Raw genomic sequence first — 19,852 nt, 5'->3', positions numbered from 1 at the left:
AAATTGTTGGACAAGGCATAACATCAGGTCATGCCTAACCTTCGCAAAAAATTGCCGAGCGCCAATGCGCTGTTCGTGTTCGAAGCTGCCGCGCGCTGCGGCAACTTCACGCGCGCGGCGCAGGAGTTATACGTGAGCCAGCCGGCGGTGAGCCGCATGCTGGCGCGCATGGAAGACCATCTCGGCGTGCGCCTTTTCGAGCGCGTGCGCGGTGGGATCGAGCTGACCGAGAACGGCAGGATCCTTTACCGGAAAATCTCCGAAGGTTTCAACGGCATAGAGGGCGCGATACGCGAGATCGAGGCGCGTGCGACGGGTGTCGAGTCGGTCACGCTGTCGGTGTCCACCGCGTTCACCACGCACTGGCTGATGCCGCGTATGAACCGGCTGAACCAGGCGTTTCCGAATGTCGATTTGCGATTTCAGCTGATCTCGGGACGCATCGGCGGCCCGCTCGTCGATGTCGATCTCGGCATGCGCTTCCTGCACGAGGACGAGATCGGCGAGAACAGCGTGCTTGTGATGCCGGAGACGCTGCTGCCGGTGTGCAACCGGCGCTATCACGAGACGGCCGCGACCGGGACGGGCCGCGAGCACGGCGATACGGTGATCGTGATGGACGACGGCGAGCGCGGCTGGCATGACCGCTTCGAGGCGTTCGCGGCACATGGGCGGCATGCCGTGGGCATGCTGAGCTTCAACGACTACGCCATCGTCGTGCAGGCGGCGCTGCTCGGGCAGGGTGTCGCGCTCGGCTGGCTCAACGTGGTGTCGCATTGGCTCCTGGAGGGCGCGTTGTTGCCCGCCGAAGAGGAGCTCATCGTGACGAACCGGCGCTGCTGTCTGGTGTGGCCGGAGAATCGGGTGTTGCGTCCGGTTGCGGCGGAAGTGCGCGACTGGATCATTGAGGAAACGCACGCCGATGTGCGCGCGGTCGATCGGACCTATCCGAAGCTGGGGCTGCGGCGCTTGCTGGCGGAGGCGGGGTTGGTGATCGGTTAGGTGGTGTGTGTTGTGGTTGCAACATTGCGCACGGTGTTGTTGCCCGCGCCGTCCCGCCATCCGCATTGTTCAGGTTTGCTGGACTTTGCATCCAGCCACGACGGTCCAATAGCGGCCATCCCTCCTCCTATACTTGGTCTCCCACTCAATGTCCTGGAGGACGTCATGGCAGATCACTCTCTAAACGGCAAGGTTGTCCTGATTGGGGGCGGTGCGAAGAACCTGGGCGGGTTGATTTCCCGCGAGCTCGCCAAAGGCGGGGCGGCGGCAGTGGTGGTCCACTACAACAGCGACGCCACCCGCGGCGCGGCGGAAGAAACCGTCGCCGCCGTGCAGGCCGCCGGCGCGAAGGCGATTGCGGTGCAGGGCGACTTGACCCAGCCGAAAAACGTTACGCGGCTGTTCGATGAAGCGCTGAGCCAGTTCGGCAAGATCGATGTTGCCGTCAACACCACCGGCATGGTGATCAAGAAGCCGATCGTCGAAGTGACCGAGCAGGATTACGACACGATCTTCGCGGTCAATTCGAAAGCGGCGTTTTTCTTCCTGCAGGAAGCAGGCAAGAAGCTGGCGGACAACGGCAAGGTCGTGACCATCGTGACGTCGCTGCTGTCGGCCTATACGCCGTTCTATTCGATCTATCCGGGCAGCAAGGCGCCGATCGAGCACTACACGCGGGCGGCGTCGAAGGAGTTCGGCGAGCGCGGCATTTCGGTGAATGCGATCGGCCCGGGGCCGATGGACACGCCGTTCTTCTATCCGGCCGAATCGAAAGAGTCTGCGGCTTATCACGCGACGGCTGCGGCGCTCAGCAAGCAGACCAAAAGCGGCCTCACCGAAATCGGCGATATTGCGCCGATTGTCAAATTCCTCGTTACCGACGGCTGGTGGATCACCGGCCAGACAATCTTCGCCAACGGCGGTTATACGACCCGCTAGCCGCTGCATCGCCCGTCGCGGGTCACTGCTGCGGCGCCCGCAGCAGTGACGATTCCTCGCAACACAACCGCCATCCCTCCGCACGTCTTTGACCTTGCTTGTGCCTGCGCGGCATTCGTGTTTCAGTCTCAACCGTGAAAGAGCAAAGGGAGTGCGACTTCAATGGATCAGGTCGACCTGTTACGGGTCTTCGTGCATGTGGCCGACAAGCGCAGTTTCATCAAGACCGCGCAGGCGCTGAACTTGCCGCGTGCGACGGTTTCGCTGGCGATCCAGCAACTGGAGCAGCGCATGGGCGCGCGCCTGTTACACCGGACCACGCGGCTGGTGCAACTGACCCCGGACGGGCAGACGCTGCTGGAACGCAGCCGTAGCTGGCTGGCCGACGCGGACGATATCGACGGCCTGTTCCGCAAGGCGCCCACGGAGATCGCGGGACGCCTGAGCGTCGACGTGCCGAGCCGGATTGCGCGGCGGCTGGTCGCGCCCGCGCTGCCGGCGTTTTTCGAGCGCTATCCGAATGTGCAGGTGGTGCTGGGCTCGACCGATCGTCCGATCGACCTGGTTCAGGAGGGTGTCGATTGCGCGATCCGGGTGGGCCCCTTGAATAGTGCGAGTCTGGTCGCGCGGCCGCTCGGCCAGCTCACGCTGATCAATTGCGCGAGCCCCGCGTATCTGGCGAAGCACGGCGTGCCGCATACGCCCGAGGATCTATCGCGGCACTGGGCGATCGATTATGCGTCGTCAGGCGCCGCGCGCGTGGCCACCTGGGAGTATCAAAGCGGCGAGCAGACCATCAACATGCCCATGCGCAGCCACGTGGCCGTGAACAATGCGGAGACCTATATCGCCTGTTGCCTGTCGGGGTTAGGGCTGATCCAGATTCCGCGTTACGACGTGCAGCACCATCTCGACGCGGGCGAACTGGTCGACGTGTTGCCCGCGTGGCGCGCGCCGTCCATGCAGGTGTCGGCGATCTATCCGCATTGGCGGCATCGGGCCGATCGCGTCGAGGTGTTCGTGAGCTGGTTGATCAGCCTGTTGCAGAGCCGGTTCGATTGAGGCGTGCGTCGGGGCACAGAAGGCGGACGCTATAATTGCGCCAACCCGTCGTTGCGCACCGCTCCGTCTAGCAGAAACGTCACGCGCATCGGCGGCCTGGCGAGCACCACCATCGCCGCGGCCCGTCGTCGGGACCTCTACCGCCACGCCAACCCAGCCCATGCAATTCGACCCGATTCAGTCCTTCACGCGCAAACGTCTGTCCGATGTCGTGTCCGACCAGATCAAGCGCCTGATCTCGGACGGCGCGTTGATGCCGGGCGACCGCTTGCCCGCCGAACGCGATCTGGCGACCCAACTGGGTGTGTCGCGGCCGTCGTTGCGGGAGGCGCTGATCCGGCTGGAAGCGGACGGCTACATCGAAACCTCGGGGCGGGGCGGCTTCACCGTGGTGGACGTCACCGCGCCGATCATCTCGAAGCCGCTCGCCGAACTGCTGCTGCAGAATCCGCGCACCAGCGCCGATATCCTCGAATTGCGCCAGGGTCTGGAATCCATCTCCACGGTCTACGCCGCCGAACGCGCCACCGCTGCGGATCTCGAGAAGATCCGCAGCGCATTCGAAGCGCTGAAGGCCGGCTCGCTGTCCAGCGACCGCGCGAACCTGGCCGAACTGGACGCGGCCTTTCACCTGGCAATCGCCGATTCGACTCACAACGTCGCGCTGGCTCACGTGATGCACGGCATCCACACGCTGATCCGCGAAGGGATGCGGCAATACCACCGCCTGATCGATTACGACGACGCAAAAGAGCGCCAACTGTTGACCCAGCATCAGGCGATCTTCGACGCCGTGATGGCGCGCGACGCGCAGAAGGCCCGCAAGGCAGCCGAGCGTCATCTGACGTTTGTGCGCGAATTGTATGAGGAAGAGGCGGCCAAGCCGTCCTGATTGCGACCTGACTCAGCCGATTGACACGTCCTGCCAACTTCCTTATATTCTTGGTCAGACCAACAAGACCAGTCTTACTGGTTGAGGACGTATACGGCAAATTGCTCAAGCAGCGGGAATCCGCAGTAGAGTGAGCGTATGCGTTCGTCATCGAGTCACAGCGCCTCGTTCCCACTATTGGCTGGCCTTGAATTCATGAAAGTCGCACTCTTCATTCCCTGCTTTATCGACGCGTTCTATCCGGAAGTGGGCATCGCGACCCTCGAGTTGCTCGAGCGCTTCGGCATCGAGGTCGACTATCCGCAGGAGCAGACCTGCTGTGGACAGCCCATGGCTAACAGCGGCGCGCAAGCCGAGTCCGCCGGCGCGGAGAAGGTGTTCGCGCAAAACTTCGCCGGATACGATTACATCGTCGGGCCGTCGGCAAGCTGCATCCATCATGTGCGCGAACATCTGACCGCGATCGAGCAGACGGCCGAAGTGAAGCAGGTGCGAGCCGGTGCGTATGAACTGGTCGAGTTTTTGCACGACGTGGTGGGCGCACGCGAGTTTCCGTGGGCCGAGTTTCCGCACCGGGTAGGACTCCACAATAGCTGCAGCGCGCTGCGGCATCTGAAGGAAGCGTCGATCTCCGAAGTCGCCGGCACGCCGTTCTCGAAGCCGCTCACCTTGCTGAAAGGCGTCAAGGGCATCGAGTTCGTCAAGCCCGCGCGCCCCGACGAATGCTGCGGCTTCGGCGGCACCTTCTCGGTGACCGAGGAACCGGTGTCGGTCCGCATGGGGCAGGACAAGGTCCGCGATCATCTGCAGGCCGGCGCGGAATATATCGTATCGGGCGACATGTCGTGCCTGATGCACCAGCAGGGTTGCGCCGAGCGGATGAAAGCGGAGGCGCGCTTCATCCATATCGCCCAGGTCCTGAATGGAGCACGCGAATGAGCCGGATCGATCACGCCAAGGCGGCGGGCGCTTTCATCGCGAAGACGGAGCACGTGGCGTTTCACGACAAACGCCTGTGGGACCTGCGCGAGAAGCGCGACGTCCAGGCGCACGGCATCGCCGAATGGGAGACGCTGCGCGAGCTGGCCTCGGGTATCAAGGAACACACGCTGTCGCATCTGTCCGAATATCTCGGGCAGTTCGCGTCCGCGGCTGAAGCGAACGGCGTGATCGTGCACTGGGCGGCCACCGCCGAAGAGCACAACGCACTCGTCTACAAGATCATGTCCGAGCGCGGCATGACGACGCTCGTCAAGAGCAAGTCGATGCTCACCGACGAATGCGCCATGCGCGACTATCTCGAGCCGCGCGGCATCACGGTGATGGAGACGGACCTCGGCGAGCGCATCCAGCAGCTCGATCACCAGGACCCGAGCCATATGGTGGTGCCGGCGGTGCACAAGCTGCGCGGCGACGTCGCGCAACTGTTCGGCCGCACCATCGGCACGGACCCCGAGAACAGCGACATCCACTACCTCGCCGAAAGCCAGCGCATGAATACGCGGCCGTATTTCGTGCGCGAAAAGACGGCCGGCATGACGGGCTGCAATTTCGCCGTGGCGGAAACGGGCACGGTGGTGGTGTGCACCAATGAGGGCAATGCGGATCTGTCGGCGAACGTGCCACCTTTGCATATCGCCTCGATCGGCATCGAAAAGCTGATTCCCCAGGTTGCGGACCTCGGCGTGTTTATCCGCATGCTCTCGCGCAGCGCGCTCGGCTCGCCGATCACGCAATACACGTCGCACTTTCGCGCGCCGCGTCCCGGCACCGAGATGCATTTCATCCTCGTGGATCACGGCCGCTCCGAACGGCTTGCCATGCAGGACTTCTGGTACTCGCTCAAGTGCATTCGCTGCGGCGCGTGCATGAATACCTGTCCGGTGTACCGGCGCAGCGGCGGGCTGTCGTATGGCGGCACGTATTCCGGGCCGATCGGCGCGATCATCAACCCGACCTTCGACCTCAAGCGCTACAGCGCCTTGCCGTTCGCTTCGACGTTGAACGGCAGTTGCACCAACGTGTGTCCGGTGAAGATCAATATCCACGAGCAGATCTACAAGTGGCGCCAGGTGATTACCGAGCGCCACGAAGTGCCGTTCGTGAAGCAGGAAGTGTTGAAGATGGCGGGGCGTCTGCTGGCGAGCCCGACGCTGTATCGCGCGACGGTGTCGTCGATGGGCGGCGCGCTGCGGCGTCTGCCGAATTTCGTGCTGTATAACCCGCTCAATATCTGGGGCCGGCAGCGCGAACTGCCGGAGGCGCCGAAGCTGACCTTCCACGCGTGGTACCGCAAGAATCGTGGAGGTGGCGATGACAACGCGTGAGGCTTTTCTCGCCAAGGTGCGCGCCGCGCAACCGGACGCGCGCCAGCGTCCCGAGGTGCCGCTGTTCGCTTCGACGGGCGGCGATCTGCGGGCGCGGTTTACCGCGGCATTGGCGGGGATGGGGGGAACTTGCGTCGAGGCGGCGTCGGCGGCGGATGTGCTCGCGCTGATCCACCAGCGCTTCGGCATCGAGGCGTCGGTGTGCTCGGCCACGGCCGAGGTGCCCGGCACCCGGCCGCTAGCCGCCGACACGGCGCCGGCTTCGCTGCAGGATGTGGATGTCGGCGTGGTGCGGGCCCGCTTCGGGGTCGCGGAAACCGGCTCGGTGTGGTTCAGCGAGCGGGAATACGTGGTCAACGCGCTCGGCTATATCGTGCAGCATCTGGTCGTGCTGTTGGACCCCGCGCAGATGATCGACGGTTTGCAGGACCTGTACCGGCGTCCGGATTTTCGCGAGGCGCGCTATGCCGCGCTGGTGACGGGGCCGTCCGCGACGGCGGATATCGAAGGCGTGTTGATTCGCGGCGCGCAGGGTGTCCGGTCGTTGACCGTGGTGTGGCTCGCGCCGCCCGCCCGCCTCAACGAACCACCCGGGGCGTAGTCCGCAAACTCTTCAGCGTCAGCACGGCGAGCGCACAGGTCACGATCGCCGTGAACAGATACAGTCCACCCGGTCCGGCGAGCGCCATCAGCGCCGACGCCAGCGTCGGGCCGCCGCTCGCGCCGAGCGAGAAGATCAGCAGCAGTCCGGCACTGACCGCGATGCGCTGGCCGGCGGGAATGCAGTCGTTCACGTACGACGTCACCACGCCATACAGCGAAAAGATCACGCTGACATACAGATACCCGAGCACTTCGACCAGCATCCCGCCATGCAGCAGGAATAGCAGCGCGCTGCAGGCCGCCGCGAGCGCGGTGATCGCCACGATGATGAGGCGCCGGTCGAACAGGTCGGCGAGGCGCGCCACCGGCCATTGCGGCAGCAGGGCGGCGAGCAGCGCAAAACCCATGAAATGGGACACGTCGGTCACCGAATAGCCGAGCGTGCGCATGTACACCGGCTGCATCGAGTAGAAGCCGCTATTGAGCAGCCCGGCGGCGAGGCAGCCATAGACGCCAAGCGGGGCCCATGTATAGACCGTGCTCAGACCCGAGAGACCGCGCGCGAGGCGCGAACCGCCGCCGCTGCTGGCCGTTTCCACGGGCGCCGTCGGCATGGGCGCGTTGCCGGCCAGCGCAACCGGAATCAGCGAGGCCGAAAACAGCGCGCTGACGACGCTGAACAAGGCGAACCCGGACGGATCGGCGAGGCCGATCAGGAACTGGCCGGTGCCCACGCCCAGATAGTTGGTGATCAGATAGGCGGAGAACACGCGTCCGCGTTGTGCGTTGCTCGCCACCTGATGCAGCCAGCTCTCGACCACCGTGAATATGCCGACCAGGCAAAAGCCCATCACGAAGCGCAGCGCCACCCACGTGGCGGCCGAACTCCACGCCGCATAGCCGAGCGCGCAGCACGCCGAGACGGCCGCAAACGTGACGAAGGCCCGGTGATGCCCGACGCGCCCGATCAGCCCACCGCCCCACAGCGCGCCGACCATAAAACCGAGGTAGTAAGCCGATTGCACCACCCCGACCACCAGCGACGGCGCCTGCTGCTGGATCAGCCGCAGCGAGATCAGCGTGCCGAGCAGGCCGTTGCCGGTGATGAGAATGGCATAGCCGAGCAGCAGGATGGCGGTGGCTTGCAGGCTGCTCGCGGGCGCGGCGGCGCCGCGGGCGTTCGCCGGCGGGGCGGGCGGTTGCAGCGTGCCGCCGGTGAGCGGCGCCACTGCGCGGTTGACGGATTCGTTGAGCGTGGGCGTGGGCGGCTCGTCAAGCGGCGGCAGACCAACCTCGGCGCGGGGCGTCTGTATTTCACCGGGCGGCGTTTCCATCGGCGCATGCTGCGATGTAGCGGTCGGCATGGCCGGCGCGGCCGGTAGACTGGCCGCGTCGCGGAGCCAGGAATCGTTGGCCGGTTTCATCGTGCGTGGGTGCCGTGCATGGGTGCGGTATCTGGACTGTAGTGGCCGCGGGTCGCCCGCGCCCGGCAGCAATACGACACGGCCTTGCGGAGAAGCGACTTGCGTTGGCGCGGCGGCCAACGGCGCGGCGCAACGGGCGACCGACACATGGTGGCCCAACAGAGGCTGTCGAAGCAATTACGGCAATGCATAGAATTGACGCGGTCGCCGGGGCGATATTAGGGAATGCCTAATTGAGTCGGCGCCGTCGAGCGTCGTAGAATCGTGGCACATCGGTTTGGGGGGCTCCAAGGCATGAGTCTGGCTTCTCGTTGCGATTTCACCCGCAATACCTGCGATACCCGGCTCCGTCCCGCGCAGCCGCGCCCCGCATATTGCCGACCCGCTTCTCGTGAGGCGGCCCGCGGCCTTCGCGGCATCGTCGTTCAAGCCGCGCCGTGACCCCGCTCATTTCCGTCAAGCGGCTCAGCAAGAGCTTTCCCGGCGTGAGGGCGCTTCACGAAGTCCAGTTCGAGCTCATGGCCGGCGAAGTCCACGCGCTGATGGGCGAGAACGGCGCCGGCAAGTCGACCCTGATGAAAATTCTCGCCGGCGTGTACACGCGGGACACCGGCGAATTCCTCTGCGACGGCCAGCCGGTCGAATTCTCGAGCCCGCGCGAAGCGCAGGCCATGGGCGTCTGCATCATTCATCAGGAACTCCAACTGATGAACCATCTGAGCGTCGCCCAGAATATGTTCATCGGCCGCGAACCGCGCGGACGCCTCGGCCTGTTTCTCGACGAGAACAAACTCAATGCGCAGGCCCGCGACATCCTCGCCCGCATGCATGTGAATCTCGATCCGCGCGCCCTGGTCGGCAGCCTGACCGTCGCCAGCCAGCAGATGGTCGAGATCGCCAAAGCCTTGTCGTTCGACTCGCGCGTCCTGATCATGGACGAGCCCACCTCGGCGCTCAACGACGCAGAGATCGCCGAGCTGTTCCGCATCATCCGCGAACTGAAGAGCCGCGGTGTGGGCATTGTCTACATCTCGCACAAGATGGATGAGCTGAAACAGATCGCCGACCGCGTCACCGTGCTGCGCGACGGCGAATACGTAGCCACCGTAGCCGCACGGGACACCAGCGTCGAAGCGATCATCGGCATGATGGTCGGGCGAACGCTCGCCGACCTCGAGCCGTCCCAGAGCGTCGCCGGCGAAGGCGAGGTGGCACTCGAAGTCAGGCATCTGAATGCCGGCCCGCTGGTCAGGGACGTGAGCTTCACGTTGCGTCAAGGCGAGATATTGGGCTTTGCCGGCCTGATGGGCGCGGGCCGCACCGAGGTCGCGCGGGCGGTGTTCGGCGCCGATCCGGTCGAATCCGGCGAAATCGTCGTCAAAGGCGTGCAGGCGGCCATCCGGACGCCGAGCGACGCGGTGGCGCGAGGCATCGGCTACCTCTCGGAAGACCGCAAGCGCTACGGCCTCGCGACCGGGATGGACGTCGAAGCGAACATCGTCATGTCCAATCTCGGCAAATTCCTCTCGCTCAATTTCTTCCTGCGCCGCAAGCAGATGCGCCGGACCGCCGCGCATTTCATCAAGCTGCTCGCGATTCGCACGCCCTCGGCGGCGCAACAGGTGCGGCTGCTGTCGGGCGGCAACCAGCAGAAAATCGTCATTGCGAAATGGCTCGAGCGCGACTGCGACGTGCTGTTCTTCGACGAGCCGACGCGCGGCATCGACGTCGGCGCCAAGAGCGAAATCTACAAGCTGCTGCGCGCGCTGGCCGCACAAGGCAAGGCGATCGTCATGATCTCGTCGGAACTGCCGGAAATCCTGCGCATGAGCGATCGCATCGTCGTCATGTGCGAGGGCCGCATTACCGGCGAACTGTCCGCCGGCGAGGCGACGCAGGAGCGCATCATGCATCTCGCAACGCAGCGCGAAACCCTACAAGCGGCGTGAGCCTCACGAGGTCTTTCATGACACAGCCATCGGATACATCGGCGCTAGGCAGCAAGGCGGTACCTTCGGGCCTGAGAGCGCGCCTCTTCGCGCCGGCCGCGTTGCAAAAGCTGCTCGCCTTCGGCAGCCTGATCCTGCTGCTGGTGTTTTTCAGCTTCGCCTCGCCCTCGTTCATGCAGATGGACAACATGCTCGGGATTCTGCAGGCGACGGCGGTCAACGGCGTGCTGGCAATCGCCTGCACGTTCGTCATCATCACCGGCGGCATCGATCTGTCGGTCGGCACCTTGATGACCTTCACGGCGGTGATTTGCGGCGTGTTCCTGACCAACTGGCATCTGCCGATGTGGATCGGCGTCGTCGCGGCGATTGCGACCGGCGCGATCTGCGGCAGCATTTCGGGCACCCTCACGGCGAAAATGAAGATTCCGCCGTTCATTGCCACCCTCGGCATGATGATGCTGCTCAAAGGGCTGTCGCTGGTCGTCTCGGCCGACAAGCCGATCTACTTCACCGACACCGAAAATTTCTACATGATCTCGCAGGATTCGCTGATCGGTTATGTCCTGCCGAGCATGCCGATTCCGAACGCGGTCCTGATCCTGTTTTTCCTCGCGGTGGCGAGTTCGATCACGCTCAATCGCACGGCGCTCGGCCGCTATACCTTTGCGCTCGGCAGCAACGAAGAGGCGGTGCGGCTGTCCGGCGTGAATGTCGACCGCTGGAAGATCGCCATTTACAGCCTGGGCGGGGCCATTTGCGGCGTCGCGGGGCTGCTGATCGCCTCGCGCCTGAACTCGGCGCAGCCGGCGCTCGGCCAGGGCTATGAACTCGAAGCGATCGCCGCGGTGGTGATAGGCGGCACGTCGCTCAGCGGCGGCTCGGGCACGATACTCGGCACGATCATCGGCGCGTTCATCATGAGCGTGCTGACCAATGGCCTGCGCATCCTGTCCGTCGCGCAGGAGTGGCAGATCGTCGTGACCGGTCTCATCATCATTCTCGCGGTGTATGCCGATATTTTGCGGCGCAAGAAAAGCTGACGCGTTGCGACGCGACGCGGTGCAGGGCAAGCTCGGAATCAGCATCGAAGAAAAGGGAGCGCAAGAGGCTCCCCCAACGGCTGCAGGTTGATGGCCCACCTTAGGAGGAGATAACTCATGTTTAAAAGAAGACTCATCGGCGTCGCGGTCGGCGTCGGCGCGCTCGTTGGCGGCACGAGCTTTGCGCTCGCCGACGAACCCTATATCCCGCTCATTTCGAAAGGCTTCCAGCATCAGTTCTGGCAGGCGGTCAAAGCCGGCGCAGAGCAGTCGGCCAAGGAACAGAACGTCAGGATCACCTTCGAGGGTCCGGAAACCGAGGCCATGGTCGACAAGCAGATCGACATGCTGTCGGCCGCGCTCGCCAAGAAGCCGCAGGCGCTCGGCATCGCCGCGCTCGACAGCAAGGCGGCCATTCCGCTGCTGAGGCGTGCGCAGGCGCAAAAGATCCCAATCATTGCGTTCGACTCGGGGGTGGACAGCAACATTCCGCTGACGACGTGCGCGACGGACAACGTGGCGGCAGCCTCGCTCGCCGCCGACAAGATGGCCGAGGCGATCGGCGATTCGGGTGAAGTCGGCCTGATCGTGCACGACCAGACCAGCCGCACCGGCGTCGACCGTCGCGACGGCTTCCTGAACGAGATGAAGGCGAAGCATCCGAACATCAAGATCGTCTCGGTCCAGTACGGCGGCGGCGACCATCTGAAGTCGGCGGAAATCGCCAAGACGATGATCCAGGCCAATCCCAACCTGAAGGGCATCTTCGGCTCGAATGAAGGCTCGGCGGAAGGGGCTGCAATTGGCGTGAAGGAATCGGGCAAGAAGCTGGTCCTGATCGGCTACGACTCCGGCAAGGAGCAAAAGGACGACATCAATTCAGGCCTGATGTACGGCGCCATTACGCAGAACCCGATCGGCATCGGCAAGTGCGTCGTCGATTCCGCGGTGAAGGCGCTGAAGGGCGAAACGCTGCCCAAGAAGGTGGACACGGGCTTCTACTGGTACGACAAGAGCAATATCAACGATCCGAAGATCGCCGCCGTGCTTTACGATTGAACGTTACCGCCGCGGCGTAGCGCGGTGGGAGTGGCAGGGTCGCGGCGTCTTGCGGCTTCGCGGCCCGCGTCGTTGCATGGCGTGGCGTCTGATGGGTAGATGGGTAACCGGTTGCTGTCTGCGAAGAGGGGATTCAGATGACCACGATCACCAGGCTGTCCGTGCGGGACATTCGCTTCCCGACCTCGCGTTCGCTCGACGGCTCCGATGCGATGAACGCCGCGCCCGATTATTCGGCTACCTACGTCACGCTCGAAACCGATTCGCCGCAGGCGCTCACGGGCCACGGCCTGACCTTCACCATCGGGCGCGGCAACGAGATCTGCGTGAGTGCGGTCGAGGCGCTGGCGCCGCTCGTGGTCGGCACCACGCTCGAGGATATCGCCGGGAATATGGGCGGCTTCTGGCGCATGCTGACCTCGGATAGCCAGTTGCGCTGGATCGGCCCGGACAAGGGCGCCATTCATCTGGCGACGGCGGCGGTCGTCAATGCCGCCTGGGACCTGTGGGCGAAAGCGGAGGGCAAGCCGGTGTGGAAGCTGCTGGTGGACATGAGCCCTGAGGAGCTCGTGCGTTGCCTCGACTTCCGCTATGTGACCGACGCGATCACGCCGCAGGAAGCCATCGCCATGCTGCACCGTCATGCGCGGACCAAGGGCGAACGCGAACAGGAAATGCTGGCGCAGGGCTTTCCGGCCTACACGACTTCGGCCGGCTGGCTCGGTTATGACGACGACAAGATTCGCCGGCTCGCCCGCGAAGGCGTCGCGCAAGGCTGGACGCACTTCAAGCAGAAGGTGGGCGGCAACCTCGAAGAGGACATGCGCCGCGCCCGCATCCTGCGTGAAGAAATCGGTCAGGACCGCAAACTGATGATGGACGCCAACCAGGTGTGGGATGTGGATGAGGCGGTCGCGAACATGCGGCGTCTCGCGCAATTCGACCCGTGGTGGATCGAAGAGCCCACCAGCCCCGACGACGTGCTCGGCCACGCGGCGATCCGCCGCCGGCTTCGGCCCATCGGCGTCGCGACCGGCGAGCATTGCCAGAACCGCGTGATGTTCAAGCAGTTACTGCAGGCCGAGGCCATCGACTTTTGCCAGGTGGATAGCTGCCGCCTGGGCGGTCTGAACGAGGTGATCGTGGTCCTGCTGATGGCGGCGAAATTCGGCGTGCCGGTGTGCCCGCACGCGGGGGGCGTCGGCTTGTGCGAGTACGTCCAGCACATTTCGCTGTTCGACTATATCTGCGTGTCGGCGTCGCTGGATAACCGGGTGCTCGAGTACGTGGATCATCTGCACGAGCACTTCGTCGATCCGGTCGTGATCCGCCATGGCCGCTACATGCCGCCGCAGCGTCCCGGCTACAGCATCGAAATGCATGCGGCCTCGCTCGATCAGTATCACTTTCCCAAGGGTCCTGCCTGGCGGTCTTAGGATGCACAAGACCCTGCGTTTTAAATTAAATTTTTGATATCATTAGAATTAAATTTCAGCAGCAAATCATAAACCGGGGCGAAATTAATCATTGCAATTTTCGAATGATGTTGTTAAGCGCCGCTGAGGCAGCGATAATTCCGCTTGTGGTGGATTTGCGACATGCCGCATCCGTCGTAGAGAGCCAGACGGCCGCTGTCATCCGCGGCTGGCCGGGTCGCCTCGAATCCCATTCCCCGAAACCGCCCGCAGGCGGGCCAGTATGCGGGACTGTTAAGATTTTATGAAGAATTATCACTAGAATCTGGAAGTCTGATTTCCGCGATTATCTCGTTCAACGCAATTAAACCCAACCCTATACTTCGCTCGTTTTTTTCACGGCGATCGCCGATCGTCGAGTGAGAAAAAACGTACTTGAACGGGGTGTGGATTGATCAAGATGCGATATCTGGCTGCGGTGGCGGCCATGCTGGTAGCGGGAGCGGCGCACGCTCAAAGCAGCGTCACGCTTTTTGGACTCATTGATACGGGCGTTGTCTATCAGAACAACGCTCGCGTGTCGCCGTCGAGCGGTACGTCGGCAGGTGCAAGCGCCTGGTCGATGCAGAGCGGCAACGTCTTCACGTCGCGTTGGGGCCTGCGCGGCACGGAAGATCTCGGCGGTGGCCTCTCCGCGGTATTCTGGCTGGAAAACGGCTTTAACGTGGACAACGGCGGCCTGAAGAACGGCGGCGACCTGTTCGGCCGGCAAGCCTGGGTGGGGCTGCGTTCGAGCGAATACGGCACGCTCTCGCTCGGCCGCCAGTACGATTTCATGGTTGACTACGTCGCGCCGTTGAGCGCGACGGGTTCGGGCTTCGGCGGCAACCTGGCCGCGCACGTGTACGACAACGACAACCTGAACAACGACCTGCGCCTCGACAACTCGGTCAAGTTCAGCAGCGCTTCCTACGGCGGCTTCAAGGCGGGCGCGATGTATGCGTTCTCCGGCGAGGCGGGCGGCTTCGCCAACAACAGCGCCTACAGCCTGGGCACGAGCTACACGTACGGCCCGTTCAATGTCGCGGCGGCGTACCTGCAGATCAACCGTACGTCCCAGCCTTCGCTGGCGAACGCGTCCGGCGCAGTCAGCACGGGCGACGGCGACCAGCTCACGACGGGCGGCAGCCAGCAGATCTACGGCGCGGGTGCGCAATACAAGTTCGGCAAGTCGTCTATCGGCGTCGTCTGGACCCACTCCGTCACCGACAACGTGACGGGCATCTGGCAGGGCGGCAGCACCTCGACCGGCGCGATCGGCGGCAGCTACATCAAGTTCGACAACTTCGAAATCAACGGTCGCTATTTCGTGCGGCCGGACTTTAGCCTCGGCGCGGCCTATACGTACACGACGGGCGGCTTCGGCGGCGCATCGAAGGGTTACACGTCGGCTACGCCGCACTGGAACCAGATCATGGCGCAAGCCGATTATCTGCTTTCGCCGCGCACCGACGTCTACCTCGAAGGCGTGTACCAGCGCGTCGGCGGCGGCAACGGCAATGCAGCGTTCGATGCCAGCGTCTACAGCCTCGATCCGTCGTCGGGTAACCAGCAGGTGGTGGTGGCGGTCGGCCTGAAGCACCGCTTCTGATCGAAGAGGAATCCTGTTGATCCGCGGCGCGCCGTGAGGTGTGCCGCGGGGAAGGGAGCTTCCGCCGGACGTGGTGCGGGCAGTCGTCCTGCCGGCACCACGTCCGGCCATTCCTGTTTTCTGTTTTCTGTTTCTTCTCGGCGTCAGCGCCCGGGCCATGCGGGGTTTGCTATCATAGACTGTATAAACATACAGTCTTTGTGAATGCTCCGTGGTGACCGATGCTTCCTGATGCGCCCTCCGTCGCTCCCTCCGGGTTGCCTTTCGGCCCCTCGGGCGAGCCTGCGCCGCCTTTGGGTGTGCCTTCCCGGAGTGCGCCTGCTTCGGGTGCGCCTTCGGTGGGCGTGCCTTATTACCTGCTGAATTTCGAGCGCGCGCTGGCGTGGCTCACCGAGCGCTACGACGACGTCTTCGGCGCGGACGAACGCCACTTTCTCGGCGCATTCGGCGGCCTACCGCAGGCCTCAAGAGCGCTGCTCGTGCGCATGCTGATGCGCAAGGGCACGCTGTTCAGGGCCAGCCGTCTTGACTACGACGAAATCGGTTGTCCGCTGCAGGCTGCTGCGCCGCTGGTCGCGCTGGGCTGGATCGACGCCGCGCCGCATCTGAGCCTCGACGAGTTGTTCAACCTCGCGACCCGCCCCGAACTGCAGCAGATGTTTGCCCACGTGTTTGCCCACGTCCGCGCGAGCAAAGGCGGCCGCAAGTCGGATCTGCTCGAAGCCCTGCGCGCCACCCACGACGAAACGAAGCCCTACGACATCTGGGATCCGCACAGCGCCGACCGCGTGCTTCACGTCGCCATCGCGCCGTTGTGCGAGCGTCTGCGCCTGATGTTTTTCGGCAATCTGCAGCAGGACTGGTCGGAGTTCGTGCTCGCCGATCTCGGCGTGTTCCAGTACGAAACGGTGGCGTTCGCGCCGTCGTCGCGAGCCTTCCAGCAGCGAGAGGATGTGGACCGCTATCTGGCCCTGCACGCCTGCCGTGAAACGCTCGACACGCTCGCCGAAGGCGATTCCATCGAGCCGCTTCTAGCCGACATCGCGGCCATCGAAACCGGCCATGCCTGGCTCGACACGCGCCGTGCGAAGCTGCTGTTCCGCATCGGCCAGCATTGCGAGCGCCGGCAGGACTGGGAGGCGGCGCTGACCGTCTATGCCGGTTGCGCGTGGCCGGGCGCACGTCATCGGCGCATGCGGGTGCTCGAACGCAGCGGCCGCTTTGACGCGGCGCTGACGCTGGCGTTGCAGGCCGCCGAGGCGCCGGAAAGCGAAGAGGAGCACCAACGCGTCGTGCGCCTGCTGCCGCGCCTGCAGCGCCGCCTGGGTCATCCGGTGGCGCGGGCCGCACGCGCACGGCCTATCGAACGTAGCGCGCTGGTTCTGGAGCGGCCCGTTGAGCCGTTCAACGTGGAATTTGTGGCGCGCGACCATCTGAGCTGCCCGCAAGCGCCGGTGCACTACGTCGAGAACGCGCTGATCAACTCGCTATTCGGCTTGCTGTGCTGGGAGCCGGTGTTTGCGGCGCTGCCGGGTGCGTTCTTCCATCCATTCCAGCGCGGCCCCGCGGATCTGCATGCGCCCGATTTCCATGCGCGCCGCGCCGCCCAGTTCGACGCATGCCTCGCGCAACTCGAGAGCGGCGCGTATCGCGAGACGATCCTGCGGCATCTGCAGAGCAAGGCCGGCTTGCAGTCGCCGTTTGTGTTCTGGGGCGTATTGACGCCCGAACTGGTGACGCAGGCGCTTGACTGCCTGCCGGCCGCGCATCTGAAACTCTGCTTCGAGCGGTTACTGCGCGATATCCGCAGCAACCGTTCGGGGCTGCCCGATCTGGTGCGTTTCTGGCCTGCCGAGCGGCGCTATGAGTTGATCGAGGTGAAGGGACCGGGCGATCGTCTGCAGGACAACCAGATCCGTTGGCTGGAGTACTGCGCGCAGCACGGCATGCCGGTGCGCGTGCTCGATGTGCGCTGGACCGACGACGCGCTCGCAGGCGGCACCGAGGCGGCGGTATGACGTACGTCGTGGCCGTGCGGGCATTGTGCGAATTCACGGCGCGGCGCGGCGATCTCGATCTGCGCTTTACGCCCGCGCCAACCGCCGCCGAAGGCATCGCCGGACACGGGATCGTCGCCGCGCGCCGGGCGAGCGACTACGAATCGGAGATCACGCTGACCGGCACGCATCGCAGCCTGAGCGTGCGCGGCCGAGCGGATGGCTACGACGGCGTGCTCAACCGGCTGGAGGAGGTCAAGACCTATCGCGGCGACCTCGAGGCGATGCCGGCCAATCACCGGGTTTTGCACTGGGCCCAGGCGTTGGTCTATGGACACCTGCTGTGCCAGGCGCGCGGCTTGCGCGAGTTGCAGGTGGCGTTGGTGTATTTCGACATCGCGAGCCAGAAGGAGACGGTACTCACGCAGTTGCATGACGCGGCTTCGCTGGAGGCGTTTTTTGTCGAGCAATGCGAACGGTTTATCGACTGGGCGATGCAGGAGGAGGCGCACCGTAGCGCACGCAATGCGGCCTTGAGCACGCTGGCGTTTCCTCACGGCGAGTTTCGCAGCGGTCAGCGCGAACTGGCGGTGTCGGTCTACCGGGCTGCACGCGATGGGCGGAATCTGATGGCGCAGGCGCCCACGGGGATCGGCAAGACGCTTGCGACGATCTTTCCGCTGCTGAAGGCTTGTGCGGCGGATCAGATCGAGCGGATCTTTTTTCTGACTGCGAAAACGCCGGGGCGCGCGCTGGCGCTGGATGCGGTTGAGATGTTGCATGCCAGTGCCAGTGCCAGTGCCAGTGCCGGGGCGAGTGCCGACACCGCCACATCACCACTGCCGTTGCGCACACTCGAACTGGTCGCCCGCGACAAGGCCTGCGAGCACCCCGACAAGGCTTGCCACGGAGACTCCTGTCCGCTCGCGCGCGGCTTCTATGACCGCCTCGACGCCGCGCGCAGCACGGCACTGACCGGGCATCGACTCGACCGCGCGGCGGTACGCAAAGCGGCGCTCGCACACGATGTCTGTCCGTACTACCTCTCCCAGGAACTGGTGCGCTGGAGCGACATCGTCGTGGGCGACTACAACTACTACTACGACAGCAGCGCCTTGCTCTATGCGCTCACGCAAATCAACCAGTGGCGGGTGGCGGTGCTGGTCGACGAGGCGCACAACCTGCTCGACCGGGCGCGGCGCATGTACACGGCGTCGCTGGAGCAAAGCGCGTTCCGGGCCGCCCGCAAGAGCGCGCCGGCCGCGCTGCGCAAACCGCTCGAGCGGTTGAACCGCGAGTGGAATGCACTGAATCGCGCGCAGACCGACGCCTACGAGGTGCACCCGGACGTGCCGCCGCGCTTCCTGAGCGCCGCGCAGAATCTGATCGGCGCGGTGACCGAGCAGTTGGCCGAAGCACCGCTGTCGATCGACGAAACCCAACTGCGTTTCTACTTCGACGCGATGCACTTCGTGTCGCTCGCGGAGCAGTTCGGCGAGCACTCGGTGTTCGACGCGACGCTTGTGCCGGATCGCTACGTTGCGCGTCAGCTCGGCGGCCTGGCAGCCGGCGCGCCGAAAGCCACGCGTCTTGCCGGCAGTACAACCGCCCGTCCAAAGGCCGCGTCGACGCTCTGCGTGCGCAACGTGATCCCCGCGCCGTTTCTCGCCCCGCGTTATGCCGCGGCGCGCACCACCGTGATGTTCTCCGGCACGCTCAGTCCGCATCACTTTTATCGCGACACGCTTGGCCTCGCGGACGAGACCCGCTGGCTCGACGTCGAAGGGCCGTTTCGCGCGGAGCAATTGAAGGTGCATGTCGCGAGCCATGTGTCGACGCGCTGGCGCGATCGCGAGCGCTCGCTCGTGCCGATCGTCGATCTGATCGCCCGGCAGTACGCCGCGCAGCCAGGCAATTACCTGGGTTTCCTGAGCAGTTTCGACTATCTGCAGCGGGTTGAGACGCTGATGCGCGAACGCTATCCTGAGGTGCCCGTTTGGGCGCAGGAGCAGGGCATGGATGAAGCGGCGCGCGAGGCGTTTCTCGCGCGCTTCAGGGCGATGGGTCGTGGCGTGGGATTTGCCGTGCTGGGCGGTGCGTTTTCGGAGGGCGTGGACCTGGTGGGCGAACAGTTGATCGGCGCGTTTATCGCCACGCTGGGCCTGCCGCAGATGAACGACGTCAACGAGCAGATGCGCCGCACCATGGAGGCGAAGTTCGGCAACGGCTACGACTACATGTACCTCTATCCGGGCCTGCAGAAGGTCGTCCAGGCGGCGGGGCGGGTGATTCGCACGGAGCAGGACGTGGGCGTCGTGCATCTGATCGACGACCGCTACCGGCGCCCCGAGGTGCGTCGCCTGTTGCCGCGCTGGTGGCAGGTGCCGTGAAGCCGGCGCCGGTAGGCGAGGTCTTGATGCCGGTGGAGTGGCTGGCGTAGCGGCGCGCTGGCCATGCTGCGATACCGGATTGCTCAGCGTCGCGCATGG

General features: G+C 64.4%; 15 protein-coding genes. 14 read left to right on the top strand and 1 reads right to left on the bottom strand.

The genetic code is table 11. The features are described from left to right. The first annotated feature begins 30 nt into the window (after positions 1-30). From P3T42_RS11405 to P3T42_RS11375, 7 genes are all read left to right on the top strand, one after another. Positions 31-1,002 (top strand): LysR family transcriptional regulator, encoded by a 972-nt coding sequence (locus P3T42_RS11405; protein ID WP_074295237.1) that lies wholly within the window; start codon positions 31-33, stop codon positions 1,000-1,002. 165 nt (positions 1,003-1,167) lie between these two features. After that, positions 1,168-1,941 carry an SDR family oxidoreductase gene (locus P3T42_RS11400; protein ID WP_074295238.1) on the top strand — a complete coding sequence of 258 codons (774 nt, stop codon included), beginning with the start codon at positions 1,168-1,170 and terminating at the stop codon, positions 1,939-1,941. A gap of 162 nt (positions 1,942-2,103) precedes the next feature. Beyond that, positions 2,104-3,003: a LysR family transcriptional regulator gene (locus P3T42_RS11395; RefSeq protein WP_074295239.1), complete on the top strand. Its 900-nt coding sequence runs from the start codon at positions 2,104-2,106 to the stop codon at positions 3,001-3,003. A 160-nt stretch (positions 3,004-3,163) separates the two neighbouring features. Then, a complete protein-coding gene (locus P3T42_RS11390; protein ID WP_074295240.1) occupies positions 3,164-3,895 on the top strand; it encodes a FadR/GntR family transcriptional regulator in 732 nt (243 codons plus the stop codon). A 195-nt stretch (positions 3,896-4,090) separates the two neighbouring features. Next, positions 4,091-4,834 (top strand): (Fe-S)-binding protein, encoded by a 744-nt coding sequence (locus P3T42_RS11385; RefSeq protein WP_429306091.1) that lies wholly within the window; start codon positions 4,091-4,093, stop codon positions 4,832-4,834. After that, entirely contained in the window at positions 4,831-6,222 is a 1,392-nt protein-coding gene (locus P3T42_RS11380; protein WP_074295242.1) for a lactate utilization protein B, read from the top strand. The genes P3T42_RS11385 and P3T42_RS11380 overlap by 4 nt, the downstream gene beginning before the upstream one ends. Beyond that, entirely contained in the window at positions 6,209-6,823 is a 615-nt protein-coding gene (locus P3T42_RS11375) for a LutC/YkgG family protein (RefSeq protein WP_429306090.1), read from the top strand. The genes P3T42_RS11380 and P3T42_RS11375 overlap by 14 nt, the downstream gene beginning before the upstream one ends. Here P3T42_RS11375 and P3T42_RS11370 read toward each other — a convergent pair. Then, positions 6,801-8,189 (bottom strand): MFS transporter, encoded by a 1,389-nt coding sequence (locus P3T42_RS11370; RefSeq protein WP_429306089.1) that lies wholly within the window; start codon positions 8,187-8,189, stop codon positions 6,801-6,803. The two genes, P3T42_RS11375 and P3T42_RS11370, sit on opposite strands and share 23 nt — an antisense overlap. Before the next feature lie 497 nt (positions 8,190-8,686). On the opposite strand from P3T42_RS11370, the gene P3T42_RS11365 reads away from it, so the two are divergent. The 7 genes from P3T42_RS11365 to P3T42_RS11335 all read left to right on the top strand — a co-directional run bounded on the left by P3T42_RS11365 (position 8,687) and on the right by P3T42_RS11335 (position 19,753). Continuing rightward, positions 8,687-10,198 (top strand): sugar ABC transporter ATP-binding protein, encoded by a 1,512-nt coding sequence (locus P3T42_RS11365; protein WP_074295244.1) that lies wholly within the window; start codon positions 8,687-8,689, stop codon positions 10,196-10,198. A 17-nt stretch (positions 10,199-10,215) separates the two neighbouring features. Next, the gene (locus P3T42_RS11360; RefSeq protein WP_074295245.1) at positions 10,216-11,241 is read left to right on the top strand and encodes an ABC transporter permease; all 1,026 of its coding nucleotides are present in this window, start codon (positions 10,216-10,218) and stop codon (positions 11,239-11,241) included. 117 nt (positions 11,242-11,358) lie between these two features. After that, positions 11,359-12,300 (top strand): ABC transporter substrate-binding protein, encoded by a 942-nt coding sequence (locus P3T42_RS11355; protein WP_074295246.1) that lies wholly within the window; start codon positions 11,359-11,361, stop codon positions 12,298-12,300. Between the two features lie 137 nt (positions 12,301-12,437). Next, positions 12,438-13,736: an L-fuconate dehydratase gene (locus tag P3T42_RS11350; RefSeq protein WP_074295247.1), complete on the top strand. Its 1,299-nt coding sequence runs from the start codon at positions 12,438-12,440 to the stop codon at positions 13,734-13,736. Positions 13,737-14,175: 439 nt separating this feature from the next. Then, positions 14,176-15,366, top strand: a complete 1,191-nt coding sequence (locus P3T42_RS11345) for a porin (RefSeq protein ID WP_074297258.1) — start codon at positions 14,176-14,178, stop codon at positions 15,364-15,366. A 299-nt stretch (positions 15,367-15,665) separates the two neighbouring features. Beyond that, a complete protein-coding gene (locus P3T42_RS11340; RefSeq protein ID WP_429306088.1) occupies positions 15,666-17,384 on the top strand; it encodes a VRR-NUC domain-containing protein in 1,719 nt (572 codons plus the stop codon). After that, positions 17,381-19,753 carry a helicase C-terminal domain-containing protein gene (locus tag P3T42_RS11335; RefSeq protein WP_429306087.1) on the top strand — a complete coding sequence of 791 codons (2,373 nt, stop codon included), beginning with the start codon at positions 17,381-17,383 and terminating at the stop codon, positions 19,751-19,753. Before P3T42_RS11340 ends, P3T42_RS11335 begins: the two co-directional genes overlap by 4 nt. The last annotated feature ends 99 nt before the right edge of the window (positions 19,754-19,852 follow it).

The sequence above is a fragment of the Paraburkholderia sp. GAS38 genome, assembly GCF_050434965.1.
Lineage (GTDB): Bacteria > Pseudomonadota > Gammaproteobacteria > Burkholderiales > Burkholderiaceae > Paraburkholderia > Paraburkholderia phenazinium_A.
The sequence above is the reverse complement of the archived record's forward strand: the minus strand, read 5'-3'. Positions and strand labels throughout refer to the sequence as shown.